The sequence below is a fragment of the Bradyrhizobium sp. 190 genome, from assembly GCF_023073415.1.
Taxonomy (GTDB): domain Bacteria; phylum Pseudomonadota; class Alphaproteobacteria; order Rhizobiales; family Xanthobacteraceae; genus Bradyrhizobium.
Genome location: NZ_JADPJL010000005.1, coordinates 159,779 through 174,514, shown reverse-complemented (window position 1 = coordinate 174,514; position 14,736 = coordinate 159,779). Strand labels below are relative to the sequence as shown.

The 14,736-nt window shown below is 57.5% G+C and carries 13 protein-coding genes; 3 read left to right on the top strand and 10 right to left on the bottom strand.

Annotation, left to right across the window (positions count from 1 at the left end; translation table 11 throughout):
- Positions 1-41 precede the first annotated feature (41 nt).
- The 5 genes from IVB22_RS02050 to IVB22_RS02030 all read right to left on the bottom strand — a co-directional run bounded on the left by IVB22_RS02050 (position 42) and on the right by IVB22_RS02030 (position 5,093).
- Entirely contained in the window at positions 42-437 is a 396-nt protein-coding gene (locus tag IVB22_RS02050) for a hypothetical protein (protein WP_247515648.1), read from the bottom strand.
- A gap of 503 nt (positions 438-940) precedes the next feature.
- Positions 941-1,699, bottom strand: coding sequence for a recombinase family protein (locus tag IVB22_RS02045; RefSeq protein ID WP_247515647.1), 759 nt, complete (start codon positions 1,697-1,699; stop codon positions 941-943).
- A 316-nt stretch (positions 1,700-2,015) separates the two neighbouring features.
- Positions 2,016-3,080 carry a serine/threonine-protein kinase gene (locus IVB22_RS02040; protein ID WP_247515646.1) on the bottom strand — a complete coding sequence of 355 codons (1,065 nt, stop codon included), beginning with the start codon at positions 3,078-3,080 and terminating at the stop codon, positions 2,016-2,018.
- On the bottom strand, positions 3,077-4,120 hold the full coding sequence (locus IVB22_RS02035) for a protein kinase (RefSeq protein WP_247515645.1): 1,044 nt from the start codon (positions 4,118-4,120) through the stop codon (positions 3,077-3,079). The genes IVB22_RS02040 and IVB22_RS02035 overlap by 4 nt, the downstream gene beginning before the upstream one ends.
- On the bottom strand, positions 4,104-5,093 hold the full coding sequence (locus tag IVB22_RS02030) for a PP2C family serine/threonine-protein phosphatase (RefSeq protein ID WP_247515644.1): 990 nt from the start codon (positions 5,091-5,093) through the stop codon (positions 4,104-4,106). The genes IVB22_RS02035 and IVB22_RS02030 overlap by 17 nt, the downstream gene beginning before the upstream one ends.
- Before the next feature lie 955 nt (positions 5,094-6,048).
- Here IVB22_RS02030 and IVB22_RS02025 point away from each other — a divergent pair.
- Both IVB22_RS02025 and IVB22_RS02020 read left to right on the top strand, forming a co-directional pair.
- Positions 6,049-6,597, top strand: coding sequence for a hypothetical protein (locus tag IVB22_RS02025; protein WP_247515643.1), 549 nt, complete (start codon positions 6,049-6,051; stop codon positions 6,595-6,597).
- Positions 6,594-7,361: a hypothetical protein gene (locus tag IVB22_RS02020; RefSeq protein ID WP_247515642.1), complete on the top strand. Its 768-nt coding sequence runs from the start codon at positions 6,594-6,596 to the stop codon at positions 7,359-7,361. Before IVB22_RS02025 ends, IVB22_RS02020 begins: the two co-directional genes overlap by 4 nt.
- Here the strand turns inward: IVB22_RS02020 and IVB22_RS02015 are convergent.
- Positions 7,345-8,730, bottom strand: coding sequence for a tyrosine-type recombinase/integrase (locus tag IVB22_RS02015; protein ID WP_247515641.1), 1,386 nt, complete (start codon positions 8,728-8,730; stop codon positions 7,345-7,347). The two genes, IVB22_RS02020 and IVB22_RS02015, sit on opposite strands and share 17 nt — an antisense overlap.
- 154 nt (positions 8,731-8,884) lie before the next feature.
- On the bottom strand, positions 8,885-10,093 hold the full coding sequence (locus tag IVB22_RS02010; protein ID WP_247515953.1) for a cytochrome P450: 1,209 nt from the start codon (positions 10,091-10,093) through the stop codon (positions 8,885-8,887).
- Between the two features lie 204 nt (positions 10,094-10,297).
- On the opposite strand from IVB22_RS02010, the gene IVB22_RS02005 reads away from it, so the two are divergent.
- A complete protein-coding gene (locus IVB22_RS02005) occupies positions 10,298-11,614 on the top strand; it encodes an acyltransferase (RefSeq protein WP_247515640.1) in 1,317 nt (438 codons plus the stop codon).
- A gap of 27 nt (positions 11,615-11,641) precedes the next feature.
- On the opposite strand, the gene IVB22_RS02000 is transcribed toward IVB22_RS02005, so the two are convergent.
- The 3 genes from IVB22_RS02000 to IVB22_RS01990 are packed head-to-tail and all read right to left on the bottom strand — an operon-like array spanning position 11,642 to position 14,620.
- A complete protein-coding gene (locus tag IVB22_RS02000; RefSeq protein WP_247515639.1) occupies positions 11,642-12,766 on the bottom strand; it encodes an SGNH/GDSL hydrolase family protein in 1,125 nt (374 codons plus the stop codon).
- A gap of 49 nt (positions 12,767-12,815) precedes the next feature.
- Complete coding sequence (locus tag IVB22_RS01995) at positions 12,816-13,076, bottom strand: hypothetical protein (RefSeq protein WP_247515638.1); 261 nt, start codon at positions 13,074-13,076, stop codon at positions 12,816-12,818.
- On the bottom strand, positions 13,076-14,620 hold the full coding sequence (locus IVB22_RS01990) for a C25 family cysteine peptidase (protein ID WP_247515637.1): 1,545 nt from the start codon (positions 14,618-14,620) through the stop codon (positions 13,076-13,078). Before IVB22_RS01990 ends, IVB22_RS01995 begins: the two co-directional genes overlap by 1 nt.
- Between the last annotated feature and the right edge of the window lie 116 nt (positions 14,621-14,736).

Here is a 14,736-nt window from a genome sequence, read left to right as displayed (position 1 = left end):
CCCGGCCGGAATGCCAACTAACGAGACGCTACGGCTCAGGCCTAAGCCTGTGCTTCCGCATCAACCGAATAGCGCGGCCCCGTAAGCCCCAAGCTTTCGCGCTGGGCCATCAACTCAGCACGCCGCCTTGCAAACACGTTGCGTTTGCCCGTCCGCAGAAGCGGCACAACGAGGTTCTCGATCATCGCAAGGTTTCTGCCACGAAACGTCAAGATGTACTGGGGCTGCACCGAGTCGCCCGAAGGCTTTCGTGGTCCGGTCGGCGAGCCCTCGTATCGAAGGGCCTGACATATGGCCACGAGCTTGTCCAAGTAGGGCGTCTTGAATTTCAGAATAAGGGTCGGACTCTTATTCTTGCTAACAACTTCCACCGAGCCAAGATTGTCAACGGTGCCTACGAACCAGTGAGTATCTTCGGTCGTCATATTCGACAACATTTCAGTCTCCTTCTATCCGTGGCCGCAATATGCGAACCATGAGCAACGACGTAGGCGCTCTCGCACACAGGCGCAACACCACCGAAAAATAAAAATTGCGTAAACACTATAAAACAAGGGGTCTGTGGGGTCTCGCCACTCCCGACAGGGTGCAAGAAGGGGATGTCACTAGATCAATGCGTAGATGCACAGGGGTGCTTTCAAAGATGAGCACCATCTCTGAGCAAGCCAGATACAATGCGAAGTCAGGGGAGCGTCAAATCGTACGTGGTGCGCGGCACACCCGCTACAGAGAGCGAAGGTAGCATCAGGGTCCACGGACAAGCGGCCACCGACCACACCAGCCCGCCCCCCTGCGAAGAGGCGAGCTGAGATGTCGGTGCCCACGAGGCCCGCCCCCGTCATCCAAGGGCTACCCCCAACATGTCAGGTCGAGGGAGGTCGGACCACCACCGGTCTCCGCAGAGGCAAGCCGCTCGACCGGTCCTGTATGTGTCAGAGGGCTATGTGTTTTGCTGTCCCATGGCAGCCAAGCGGCGCTGCAAATTGATGACCGCCTTGGCGTCCCATTGAGAACCGCGCGGCGACAACACGCCCCGTTCATTAAGAGCCACTGCGATGGCCCGGGAAGATTTAGCCCCGGATTCGATCACAGCATGCAGGCTGTTGCTGAGCCGCCTCGCTGTATCGTCGGCTCTCGCCTTCAGTGCCGATACTGCCGCTCGGTTGCCCAATTCCTTTAGGTGCTCCGCTCCGTTCGGGTTGCCCAGCCGTTTAACCGAGGGGCGCCCTCTTTGGCCAACCTTGGCGACCCGATCTCGGGCCACCGCAAGCGCCGCCCGTGTACGCTCGGCCGTCATCTCCCGTTCGTGCTCGGCTACCGCGGCGAGGATGGTGATCGTAAGCCGATTCGCATTTGGCAGATCACAAGCGATGAACTCGATGCCGGCCCTTTCGAGCCCGGTGAGGAAGTGCACATCGCGTGACAACCGATCCAGCTTTGCGATGATCAACGTCGCTCTCGCATTTCGTGCGTGATCAAAGCTCCGCAGCAATTCTGGGCGCTCATTCCGCCTGCCGCTTTCGACCTCGACGTATTCGGCTAAGAGCGCATCGGCGGCTCCCACCCGCGCAAGGTACTCTCTGACCGCCCGCCTTTGCGCCTCGATGCCGAGACCATGCAGCCCCTGGGATTCCCGCGACACGCGCAAATAAGAGATGTAGCGCACCACCTTCTGCTGTTTATCAACGCTTTTCGCCATGCGATCCCCTTGTTTGGAGAATACGCTAACGAACGTTTGGCGATTTTCCATGAGTCAAAACGACTCATCTCGTGCCGGATGACCACCAGAGAACGTGAAGGAGACAGCCGTCTCTTCATCGGAAAGCAGCTCGCTCCGTTACCTGCCCCGCCCTACGGGGGAACGGCGACGTTGCGACTGACGAGGACACCTCTCAAATTTGTGCCCCAAAAATGGTTTAGTCCCGGAAGCGGGTTGCAGGCCGGAGCAGTTCATTAAGGTGAAATCGCATCGCACCAAAGCAGCCGGAATGCCCCGCTTAGCGCTTAGCCCGACGTCATGGGCAAACGACAATGGGATGAGCACGAGGGAACGGTGTACCGTCGTGAGCGCTAAAGACCACCTTGCTGCCAACTTTGGCGCCCAACGAGCCATAGAGGCTGTCTTTGTGATAGAAGATTTTCTCACCGTCCGATGATCTAACGAAGCCGGTCGAGTATTTGACCTCGCTGATGACTCCGAACTCGCGAGGTGAAAAATGGAAGCAAAGCTCCTCGCAGGAGCCCACCACCTCTAGCGCAACCGGCCGCTGCTCTTTGTCGTAAGCAAGGCATTTCTCGACAATGCCGGTTATCGAATTTGAAAGCGGGGCGAACTGAGCTTTTCGTGTCAAGAAACTTGGCCAACTGAGAGGTTGCTTCTTCTCAACGTTTACCGGCACCATCATGCCTTCACCAAATGGGAATGAGCCTGTCATCAGGCGAAACATCAATGCTCCGAGAGACCAAATATCGGCCTCGCATCCCACATGATCGCCGGGCTTTCGAAACATCATCTCAGGCGCCATGTAAGGAAGCGCCCCCTTCACAGTTCCAGATGTCGAGCGCGTTAAGTCTCCGCTCTTCGCAATGACTTCCTCAAAAAGCTCTTCCGCAAGCGTCGCAATTCCAAAATCAGTGATTTTGATAGAAGAGAAACCTGAGCCGACAAGTATGTTGCTCGGCTTTAGGTCTCGATGCGCTACCTGAGCTTGGTGTGAAGCTGCCAGCCCCTTGGCAATACGGAGCATCAAATATGCTGCGAGGTGCGGATCGATTTGAGGAATAACGTCCAGTGTAGCTGCCTCTAGCGTGGTCCCTTCTATGTACTCCTCGATCAGATAACATGCATTGCCTTCTTCAAAGTAATCAAAAGTCTTGGCGACGTTGTAATTACTTATCCGCGCAGACAAGATGGCGCTCTGTTTGAACCGCTTGTTCGCTTGACCGGCCTGGGGTGTCTTTAGAGCAACTATTTCGCCGGTCAGCTTGTCGTTGGCCTTGTAGACATCTTGCATGCCACCCGAGGCCACATAAGAAACGATCTCGTACCGTGAAGCTAACTCAGTACCCGGCGTAATCATGCCATGACCTCTGGGTTGGAAATGTCAAAAGTCACGAAAGCTCGCGGCGCCGCGGAGCCAATAGTTATGACGCATGCGGACAACATAGTCGTGCCCACCGTAGCTCTAGCGTTGTTCACGTAAACATCGCCAGATAACGCGGTAATCTTAAACTCATAACCGTCGTATCTGATCGACAGGCTGCCTTGACTTTGAAAAGATAAATTGACCGTACGCTTGGTCGCGTTCAGTTCATAGGCTTGCGCCTGCGTGCCAACCCGGGCGCGGTGCTTGTCTCGAAGCAAATCTCGTCCCAGGAGTGCCGTCACTTCGTTCATCGAAGGCCGGCCTGTTGGCGACAGGTCGAGGCAAGCTTCTAGAGTTTTAGCGACCTCTACATTGAGCTTGGACTGAGCCGCAATGACCGAGCCGGCGGGTATGGCTTTTGGTTTCTCGTTACGCGGTTGAATTCCAAGAAGAGCCAGTGCCGTGCGAGCAAAAGCAAAGGTATCAATGGCCGCTGTGAAAGAAATTGTTTTCGTGCCGAACAGCTCGGGGGCCATGTAGCCGATCGTGCCCACTATGCTTTTAGTCTTGTCGTCTTTTCCTGTTTCTCTCGCGAGACCAAAGTCGAAGATCTTTATGATCCCATTTCCGTCGCGCCGGATGTTTTGAGGTTTGATGTCGCGATGAATTACCCCAGCGGCGTGAATCTCGGATATTCCGGTCGCGATCTGCCACAAGGTCTTTTGATATTCCTCGCCTGCGGAGAAACTCAGCTTGTCTAGGTCCGTGCCGGGTATGTGCTCCAGCACAAGGCATCGGATATCCTGGCTATTCCATTTGAACGATATAACGTCCAACAATTGAACAACGTGTTTTGAACGCAGACGTATGAGCGCCTTCTGTTCGTCTAGTAGTCGCGGCAGGTCAGAGGGCTTGAAAACACGTTTCAGCATTACCTTGCGGGACAGGTTCTTGTCCTCGCATTCATTTAGTTCGCCCATTCCTCCCCATGAAGCATTCCCCGTCGGCTCATACCGATTAGCTATCAGTCGCATCCTCGCCCTCGTCGGAAGAGATTTTGATTTCAAGCTGATCGCCTGGTGCGGCCTTTTTTGAAGTCCTGCTCTTCCGTTTCGTCGCCGTCCGCTGCTTGGTGGCAGGCGGGCGCTCCTGCTCGTTGGCCGACTGGCTCAGCGGAGCATCGGTGTTTAAAACCTTGTTCGGCACCCGTTGAAGGTGGAGCTGAGAATGTCCGCTCCAGACCGTGGGCAGCGAGCCATTTTGACGACCGAGCATATTCGAAAGGTGCGACACACTGAACGCCGCTACGGATGCGTTGTCGGGACCGCCAAGCCAGCGAGCTAATGCCAGCAGCCGGTCGGTAGCGCGAAGCGGGTCCGTCGCACAAAGCAAGAGCTGCTCAAATATCTTCTCATCGAAATAATGCGCACCGTCCGATGTGATGAAAAATGAACTTAAACCGACGGCGACTTGCTGAACATTAGGAACCAGCGATTTCCCTATGCCGATAAACTGGACAAGGCCCCTATCGGCCCCCCCGAAGGCCTCTTTCAGATTGTCATCCACCGTCACACGGCTCAACTTTGTCCACTTGGCATCGAGCGCATAAACGCGACTATCGCCGACGTTGGAGACGTACGCTGAATTGTCTGCGTCGATCAGAACGGCCGACAGCGTCGCACCACCACGCCCCTGCCAAGTTTTGTAAACCGTCTCATTCGCTACATTGGTCGCGATGTGAAGCTTTCGATGAGGCTCTAACTCGGACGCTTCGACCAATGAGGAGAAAAACGAAGCGATGCTGACGGTCGCGCATGGACCGCCGTCCTTCATCCCGCCCATGCCGTCGCTTAGTGCGAAGCAGACGAAAGGCCTCGGACCGTCGGAAACCCGCAGCACAGCTACCCGGTCTTGGTTCTCTGTTCGCACCACGCCAATGTCGCTCGCAATTATCGCTTGATCATTAAGCAGCACTTGGCGCGACCGTTGATGCACGGTCCCGGCCATCCACTCTGCTAGGAGGGCAAATTGCTCAGAAATGACAGACTCCCGCTAGAGTTGTTGCAGAGACGATCACGTCTTCCCTGCTAATTGCAATTGCTATTTGCGTCGTGCCAACCGCCTGTGGAAATTCGGGCTCGAAGCCGAAGCGCGTTGCAGAAGCATACATAATTTGAATGGAATCATATAGTTATCAGCGGAATTTAACCACACCAGATTAGCGCGCGTTTAGGATAACCGGGTGGTCGGCGAAGAAATCTCTGGTTTTCCGGGTAAATTACACGGAGGCCGGACGTCCTACCCCATAGGGAGCCAACGACCTGCTATATTTATCCGTAGAGATAGCCGACGACTTGATCTCCCGCGTGAGTTGCGAGAAGCTTTGGGCCGGTCCGGGGGGAGCGATGCGCGGCCTATTTTTCCTGCTCTTTGGGATTGTCTTTTTTGCCTACGCCGTAACGCGGCCGGCTGATCCGAAGCCAACAAATGCTTCCCTTGCGGATTTGCCAGCGGCGTACGTAGCAAGTGATTTACCGAAAGCCAAAACGCCCAGTCAGCCCCCGCAAATGGTGCGGCTATCGAGTACCGAGAGCCACTTCAGGGAGACTTCCCTTCCGAAAGCAAATGTCGCGACATTGGCACCTCAAAGGACGCAGCCGTCAAACGCTGAGGCCGGGCAAGTTGCTGTCGGCAAATCCGAAACAGCCCCATCGTCGCCCACTAAGCGAACCGCAGAAGTCTTAACCGGGGCAGCGATCGCAGCATTGATCGTGGCAGAAAGCCGTCGCGCCTATTACACCCGCGGCCGACCGTGCGCCTGCCCGGATGATCGGATGCGCAATGGCCGAAGCTGCGGGAGCCGTAGCGCATATAGCCGTCCGGGCGGAGCGACCCCGCTGTGCTATCCGGCCGATGTGACAGCAGTGATGATCAAGAACCATCGCGCCCAGGTAGCTCAACGATGATATCGATTAACCGATGGTCTGCAACGATCGGCCTACTTCTCCTGCTAGTGGGGCCCAGTTACGCGCAATCCCCAACGGCCTATTCTCAAATCCTGAAATTTGGTTTCTCTGGGAAGCCTTTCGATGCTTCGGCCAGGGCAGAGCTGACTAAGCTTTTCACGGCATTCTGTCGTGACTTATTGACGGCTTTGCCATCAAATACTCCGGCTGAAGACGCGTGGGTTCAGCAAGAGAGCAACACAACCGATGTTGCCAAACTTTCGCGGCTCGTTAATACACCCGAGTACGCCAGGCATCAGCTGAAAGACACATTATCGACCTGCGCGAAGAGAGCTTCAGACTTGGCCATGGTACAACAGAGAGGTGATCTTCGAGCTGAAGCTGCGGGATTCATCAGCCTCGCAGCTATCTTCAACGAGGATGCCGATCTCAAAGCGCTCGCGAAACGTCTCGACATCAAGAGCATCAATGACCAATTTCAACTGCTTTACGGCATACGTAGGGTACTACTTATCTCGGCGCTACGAACCTTAGATGGCCAATGATGCACGAGCTGTGGACGCAGATTTCCCCTTGGATTGTATCGGCGATCGGCGGCCTCATCGGCGCTACGCTCCTCCTGCCTACCAAACTCGGAGAGGCGCTGTTTCAATTTAGAACTAACAAGGCTCTGGAAGGATTTAAGGCCCAGCAAAGTCACGAACTTGAACGCATAAAATCCTCGCAGAGCCGTGAACTGGAGCTTCTCAGAGAACAACTCAATCACCTTGGCGATCGTGGCCGGCGCTCAAACGAAATGGAATTCGCTGCTACCGAAGCGGTTTGGAAGGCGTTCGTTAAAGCTTGGCTTTCGACGAACACTTGCACGGGCCAAATGATGACAATCCCGCGCTTTAGCACCATGTCCGCAGACGACCTGACAAGCTTTATGGCATCATCGGACTTAGATGAGCGAGAAAAGGAGATGCTACTGAACGCGACCGATCGCGAAAAGGAGTACGCTAAGGTCATAAACTGGCGCACCGTGTCCTTGGCGGAAACTGATATCTATCAGGCCCGCTTAGTTCTTCGCGAACAGCGCATTTTCATGCCGGCATCAATTACCTCGGAATTCGCAAGCGTTATCGATAAGATGTCGGGTGCCCAAGTTCAAAGACGTCTAAGCCTTCAGCATCCGCATATTCCGTCATATGACTTTGGCAAAGCTACAACCGATTGGATGAGGGATTGCGTTTCCGAATTTGATCGCATGGCAACCCTGGCAAACCAGCGCCTTTTCCGTGAGGAGCGCACTAAAGCGGAAGCTTGACCGATTCCACACAGGCCATCTTCAGCCGCTTCAACTGAGCGTTCGAATAGAGCCCGAAGGTAATCCCGACCTCGCTTTCGTGGCCCATAATGTCTGCCACGACGTTCTCTCTGTGTCCGGCATCTTCAGCCTTCGTCGCAAACCAACGCCGGAAGCTATGGAAGTTCACCTTTGATCGCCGTGCTCCTGGCCTTTTGTCATGCACGCCGAGTTTTATGCGGTAGTAAGTGAACCGCTTGGAGAGCGCCATGGTGCGGTTGCCGTCCCAACCGGTGTCCTGAAAGTCCGGGAATAAATATGCCGTGGCATCACGCTTACCCATGAGTTGCGCAATCTTCGACCGCAACGCCGAATGAATCGGAATGGTGCGAACACCCGCCGCGGATTTGCTGCGTGTGACACTGACGGAGTTGTCGCGGCAATCACCGACACGAAGCTGCCCGATCTCATCAAGGCGCATTCCCGACAAGGCCGCAATCCGCATGACGTTGGCCAAATCGGTATCCGCGGGGCCAGCGAGGAGAGTGCGAACCTCGTCGTCCGTAAACGGCCGCTCCGCGCCCATTGGACCATCTTGCGCGATCCTGTGAGCCTTGGCTTTAGGAAGCGATTTGCGCATCCAAGGGTTCGACTTCACACCAAAGCTTCGGTCGAGCCAACCCCAGTATTGCCGCAAGGCGGATAGCTTTTTGTTCGCTGTCTTGAAATGGACACCAGCCTTGACGAAAGCCTCATCGCGAAAATCGGCAGCAACCCGATCGGTGGTTGTCTCGATAAAGAACCCTTGGCTTGCCTTCGTGCACCATTCCTTAAACTGCGCTAGTGCCGTGCGGGCATCAGCTTTAGTGCGCTCGCTGTAAGTGGAAGCCGAAAGCCACCGCTCAACGTAAAGATCGGCCGGAGTGGCCTTTGCTGCGGCCAGTTGGACAAACTCGGTGGCCCGCTTGCTGGCCGCCCGGGGGTCTTCGAAGGGTTCGTAATCGTCCCGAGTGCCACCCGCCGCTAGGTCGATCTCTTCGGCGCGGTCCGTGATTTGATACATGAGGTCATTGCGCCGCGCGGCATCCGCCCTCACAAATTCCTCCCGCAGAGCCATGGCCTCCAAAAGCAAGGGGTCCTGATCCTCGGGTCCGGGCGTCCGGTGTCCGGCAATCTGGGATTTCAAGTCCGCGACTGCATTCCAGCGGGCAACGCGGGCCACACGAAGGTCGATCGTCTCCAGGGACCTCAGAAGCCGCTTCTTTCCGATGGCGCGCCGCAAACTCCTAGGAACTTCAGCGACAGCATACCAAGTCGTCCCTTCGCCTCGGGGCTGGGTTAGATAGCGCCGATCGCCGCCACCTTTTTCCGACCTTAGAATGACGTTCATGCCCCTGCCCCCAACGGCGCCCCCAACGGATCGCCCCCAACGCAGGTGTTGGTATAGACCTTATGTTGCAGTATTTCTAGGGTTTCGGAGCCTTTCGCGTAGGGTCCTAGTTCCCCAGCCAGACTTGTCGGCCCTTTCCTCTTAGCCGCCCTCGTCAAACGCCGGCCATCACAGGCAGCTCCGCGATCATGCGAATGCCGGGCCGCCTCCTCCAATGAATTTGCGACGGCTCAACCGCCAGCTTTAATCCCGGCCAGCGCGTGAACAGCGCCTGCAGTGCGCAAATTCCTTCGATCCGCGCGAGCTGGTGACCGAGACAGAGATGAATTCCTGTTCCGAACGATAGATGCCGGTTCGGCCGCCGCTCCAGATCGAGCCGTTCGGGGCACTCATTGGCTTCCTTGTCCAGGTTGGCGGCGACGATCATCGCCATGACCCGATCGCCCTTCTTCAATTTCACGCCCTCGATATCGACGTCCTGGCGCACGTAGCGCGGCTTTGAGAACTGCACCGGCGAGACGAAGCGCAGGAATTCTTCCACCGCAAGCCCCGCGCGGCTCCAGTCCGCCGCGAGCCAGTCGCGGCGATCCGGATCCTTCAGCAATTCGAACACCGATCCGCTGATCAGATGCGTCGTGGTCTCGGAGCCGGCGCCGAGCAGCAGAAACACCATCGAGACCATCTCATCCGGCGTGATGCGTCCGCCCTCCTGCTCGACGCGCACGAGTTCCGCGATCAATCCTTCGCCGCCCTTTTCACGGGCGAGCCACAGGCGTTCTCGCAGATAGCGCCGCATCTTGATAAGGCCGCCGATCAACCGCAGAAAGCCGAATGCATTGGTGAGATGCGCCATCGAGTTGGCCCAGGCGATGAATTTCGGCCGGTCAGCCGGCGGCAGGCCGAGCAGCTCGCAGATCACCGCAAGCGGCAGCATCCGCGCGTAACGCTGCACCAGATCGGCGGGGCTGCCTTCGCTGAACAATTCATCGGCGAGGCGATCGGCGATGGCGCGGATGTGCGGCTCCATGTCGAGGACCGCGCGGCGACGGAACGCCTCGTCGACGATACTTCGCAGCCGCGTGTGATCCGGCTCGTCCATCGTCAGCATGTTGTTGGCGAATGTCGCGATGAATTTCGGCATCCACCAGGGCAGGCCGACAACTGCGCCACCCTCCTTGCGCAGCGTGAACAACGTGCTGTCCTTCAGCACGCGCGCCGCCGCCTCGTAGGTCGTGGTAACCCAGACGCGGCCTATGATCGGAAACTTCGTCGCGACGACCGGACCGGCGGCGCGCAAGCTCGCGACGCCGGCCTGCGGATCACGAAAAAATGCCTCGCTGGCGAAATCCACGAACTCTGCCATCGGCACACCCTCACGGTCTCTTTCACGCCCATGCATCAAGGTGGTGCGCAACATGATCGGCGCAATGGCCGGGGACACGACGTCTCTCACCGGCACCATGCCCCGGTTCGAAACATTCGGGTTCGATCCCGGCCTTGCCAGGTTTGTGGCCCCGCTTTTGCTGACAGAAATACAACCGGAAAGAACCATAGAAGAAGATGTACCATGTCGGGAACAAAATCTGCGATTGTGGCTCGTTTTGAGGCACTCGATGCACTGCGTGGCGTCTGTGCGCTGCTCGTGGTTCTGTTCCACGTCCCCGTTTACCATGCTCTTAAAGACATCGGCTCATTCGCCAATCTGCAATTTTGCGTGGACATGTTCTTCGCCCTATCCGGCTTCGTGCTCTGTCACGCTTATGGCCAACGTCTCAACGATCGCGCCGAGACCATCCGGTTTGTGGCGATGAGGTTTGCCCGCCTTTGGCCGTTGCACATCGTGATGTTGACCCTGTTCGTCGGACTTGAAACCGGCAAGTTCATCTTCAGCCGTGCCGATACCACGTTCGCGCTGGATTCCCAGGCCTTCGGTCCGGGACGCTCGCTCTGGGAGGTCGTCACGAACACCCTGTTTCTGCAATCTTTTAATCTGCACGCTGGATTGTCATGGAATGGCCCCGCCTGGAGTGCGGCCGTCGAGTTCTACGTGTCGATCCTGTTCGCGACGGTCGTCCTGCTTTTCCCGCGCCAGCGCTATGGGATCTTCCTCGCACTTTGTCTGGCGGTCGGGGCGCTGCTCTACCAGGTGTCGCCAGACACGCTGTTTGTCTCGGCCGACTGGGGCATCCTGCGGGCCATGTTCGGCTTCTTCGCGGGCTGCCTGGCGTATGGTCTGCGAGCGCGTTCGGACGACCAACTGACGGCGCCGAATTTATGGGAGGCCTGCTGTGTGGTGTTGGTCATTGCGTTTGCTGCAACCCGACCATGGGGCCCGTCGCACTATGCGTATCCGCTGCTCGCAATGATCGTCATTTACATTTTTTCGTACGATCAGGGCGCTGTTTCGAAAATATTGCGTTCGTCCATTCTGCAAAAACTCGGTTTGTGGTCTTACTCGATCTACATGCTCCACACCTTCTTGTTTCAGGTGACGAAGATGGGAGTCTCTTTCGTCGGGCAAAAGGCCCATCTCAATCTGGTAGGCTGGCACAATGACGAGAAGCTGATGCTGCTGGGAACGCCGGGACAGGCGATGTTGCCCGCGATCATACTTACCGTGCTCGTAGTTCCCGTTGCCGCGCTGACCTATCGCTGGATCGAGAAGCCGGCGATGGACGCGGCCCGAAATCTCCTTTCGCCGACCCATGTGGGTCCGACAGCCCTCGCCAATCCGGCAACCTCGTCCGGAATCAGCGCGGCAGCAATTGCCGGACGGACATCGTGGTTGAGCACGTGGTTATTGACCCGTTCGACGCGGGGTTCGATCGAGACGGGCCTCGGCCGGTTGCGTGCCATGTCCAGGCGGGGTACTGCCGGCACGTAACAAGGGTCCGGATGACCGAACCAAGTGCTATGCGACGCGATCGGGGAAAAGCGCCTTCAGCCTGACGTGAAAAATGTCGGCAAATCTTTCAAATCCCCGGCGCGCAGGATGAAGTTCGTTGTGCCAGGAGCTGGGCTGGGGGACCAACGTACCCTGGCCGTTGACGAAGGTGACCGTCGGACCAGCCAGCGAGTCCAACATCGCCGCGAATTGCTGAAGCATGGCCTTGACCACAGCCTCCATCGCCGCACGCGTTGGGAACTTCCGTAGTTCGAATGTGGGCTTGAGCCATGGACCGAACCCGCAGATTCCGCGGCCGTCAGGAATTGCAAAGTCGTAGCCATGAAAGACCAATTGCGTGGTCGGACTGAGCTCGTTTCGCAATTCGATCACGTCCTCATAACCGGCGCGCACCAATGCGAGAGCCGCGTCGAAGCGCGCCTTGTGGATGAGTGCAGCCGGGGGAAGCGCCGGATTCCAGTCCTTGACCCACAGCGCCATGGGGTTGTCCACGATATCATTGCCGCCGCCCGAAAAGAGCAGCACGTCCCAAGGATCTCCCGCTGGGCTGCCATTGCTGAGGTTCTCCGTGAGCACCGCACGCTCCTCAACTCCGAGCATGTAGCGAACCTCATCGCCCGCCTTGGCCAGATTCAGGATCGGCACACCGAGCCGATCTTCCAGCCGAGGGATGATACCACCTCCGAAAAAGGGGACCGGATAATCGAACCAGGAATCACCCTCGGCGAAGATCTGCAGCGGCTCGAACGATCCGCCGTCCTTCGCCGTCGGTTCGCCATCCCGCGCTTTGGTGCTTTTTGGCCGCGGCGACCGGGCGCCGCGCCGCTTCATGATCTCCATCGTCGCCTTGTACTCGCGAATACGCTGCGCCCGTTCGTCGCGCTGTTCCTTCTTCAACTTTTCGCGCTCGGCGCCAACCGCCGCAGGTGATGCCGGGGGCGCCGCTGTTTTCCGCACGGCCCGCATTGCCAACTTTGGCTGCTTTGCCTGGGCCAGCGCCCTTGCCTCGTCGAGCGTAACGGGCCCCGTAGCCGGAACGGACTTCGCAGCCGCTTTCGCAGTCACCTTTCCGGCTCGGCCCTTGGCCCGCGAGGCCTTCCTGACGTTCTTGCGTTTTCCTGCGCGCGCCATCTGCCCCCCTCTCCGGATGCGTCAGAACCGATCCCGTAAAACGCCTCGTCTACCCCAGTGTTTCGATCCGCTCAGCGAGCAGCGTGTAGCCGACGACAAAGCCGTCACACTTCACGCGCTTGCCTACATATTTTTCGAGCGATTGATCTCCGAAGCTTGGCCCGCCCTTGCGCCTCAATACTAAGCGACGGCCGTCCGCTTCCAACCAGATCGCCTCTCGCTCACTTTTGCTGCCTTCGCCGAACGATCCCCGCGCTACGGTGCCGGTCAACCCATCAACTTTCTCGGGACTATCGCTGCTGTTTCCCACTATTTTTCCGCATAGATTCGATATCCAACGATCCGGCCGCTGACTTCCTTGGCCACGGCCGCCACGCTGGAATACTCCTTTTTCGGTCGATACACAGCAACGTAATAATGCGATGCTGCCGGAACCGCCTTGCTGCCGCGTGGACGCGCTCCTTTGGGCGTCTTGACGTCGAAGGCCATAAACTCCCTCTTGCTCCCGATCCCGGCTTCCTTCGCAATATTGCTGAGCGCCTTGCGGACGGTTTCGGACTTACGCACCTTGCGCGCCTTCTTGGATGCAGTGGGCTTGCTTTCCTGAAGCAGTTGGCCAACTGCGCGCAGTTTTGCGCGGCGCAGGTGCCGGCTTTGACGCTCGCCTTGTTCGGCATCGACGCCCTTTGGAACACTGGTTGGGCTAGGAACTACCGCTGGAGTGATCGACGGATCGCCCAGCAAACTAAACTGCGCAAGCGTCTTGAGATCCACCGGATCGAGCTCGCCCGTCTGCGCAACGAATTGCTGGCGCGCCATAAGCGCCGCACGTCCGATAGATGCTCCGCCAAGCACCGCCGCAAGGAAGTACTGGGTAATGAGGTCAGCCGCCCCATTCCCGTCCGCGGGGCCATAGGCGATCGTACTACTGCCGAAATATCCGTAGGCCCCCTGAATGAGGTATCGCTGGCAGATCGGTATCGGCAGCCCGAGCGTGACCGAGTCGTAAAGCTCAGCACCGTAGCAGCACTCGACGGCAGCCACCGTTCCGGGCTTGATCTTCTTTGCGATGCCATCGCTGGTGAGCGATATCGGCTGAGAGTTGCCCTTTTCGCCGTAGAAATTCGGATCCGTCTGGCCTCCGTGGCAGTTGATGAAATGAGCGAGCGGCGCGATGCGGGCAGCCGAATGCGTTGGGCCGCTCGGCGGAGCAATCGTAAGCGCGCCGTGATTGCCGAAGGTGTTGGAGAGACTAAGCTCAGTGGACTTGCGCCAGGAGTGCGTCGACAAGCCGAAGAACTTGCCGTACTCGGCGACATCGCGCGATTTGAATTTCTCCGCAAATCCGAGCACCGAAACAAGGTATGCGGGTGATGCGGGCTTCTGTCCGTTTAGGCCGGTCTTTCTCGTAAGGTCCGGAAGTCGTCCCACAACACGGGTCGGCCCCTTGAATGTGGCGATGTCTCGCGAATATGGCGTATCGCACGCATAGGGCAAGTCGCCGTACGCAAACCTGTCCGGGTCGTCGTTGGGCACGAATGTAGGGTTGGTCATATCCTGATGAGGGACCACGTCGGCAGCACCCAGGATCATCAGGTAGTCCGGATCTCCGGTTTTGAAAATCGCATCAATCGCTTCCTTGTTCTGGCGCGCGTCCGCGGGATCGGTCACGGCTTTGCCTCTAAAATTCTTCATGGCGGCCGCGGTGTCCAGATATACCAGACGGGTCTTGATGCCGCGCTTTTCATCGGCCGCGATCAGGGCTGTGACAGCCTGCTTGATCTTCCCAACACCGGCACTGCCATACTTGGCCGTTAACGCAGCACGGTTGCTAACGATGATCTTGTCGTCCATCGCGACCTCCCTATGCAAAAAAAATAAATTCGCCGCCGAAATGTGCGGTCAATCTTGTGTATAAATACCACTATAGGATGTAACCTGCCGCCGCGCATGTCAATGCCCGGGAGCTT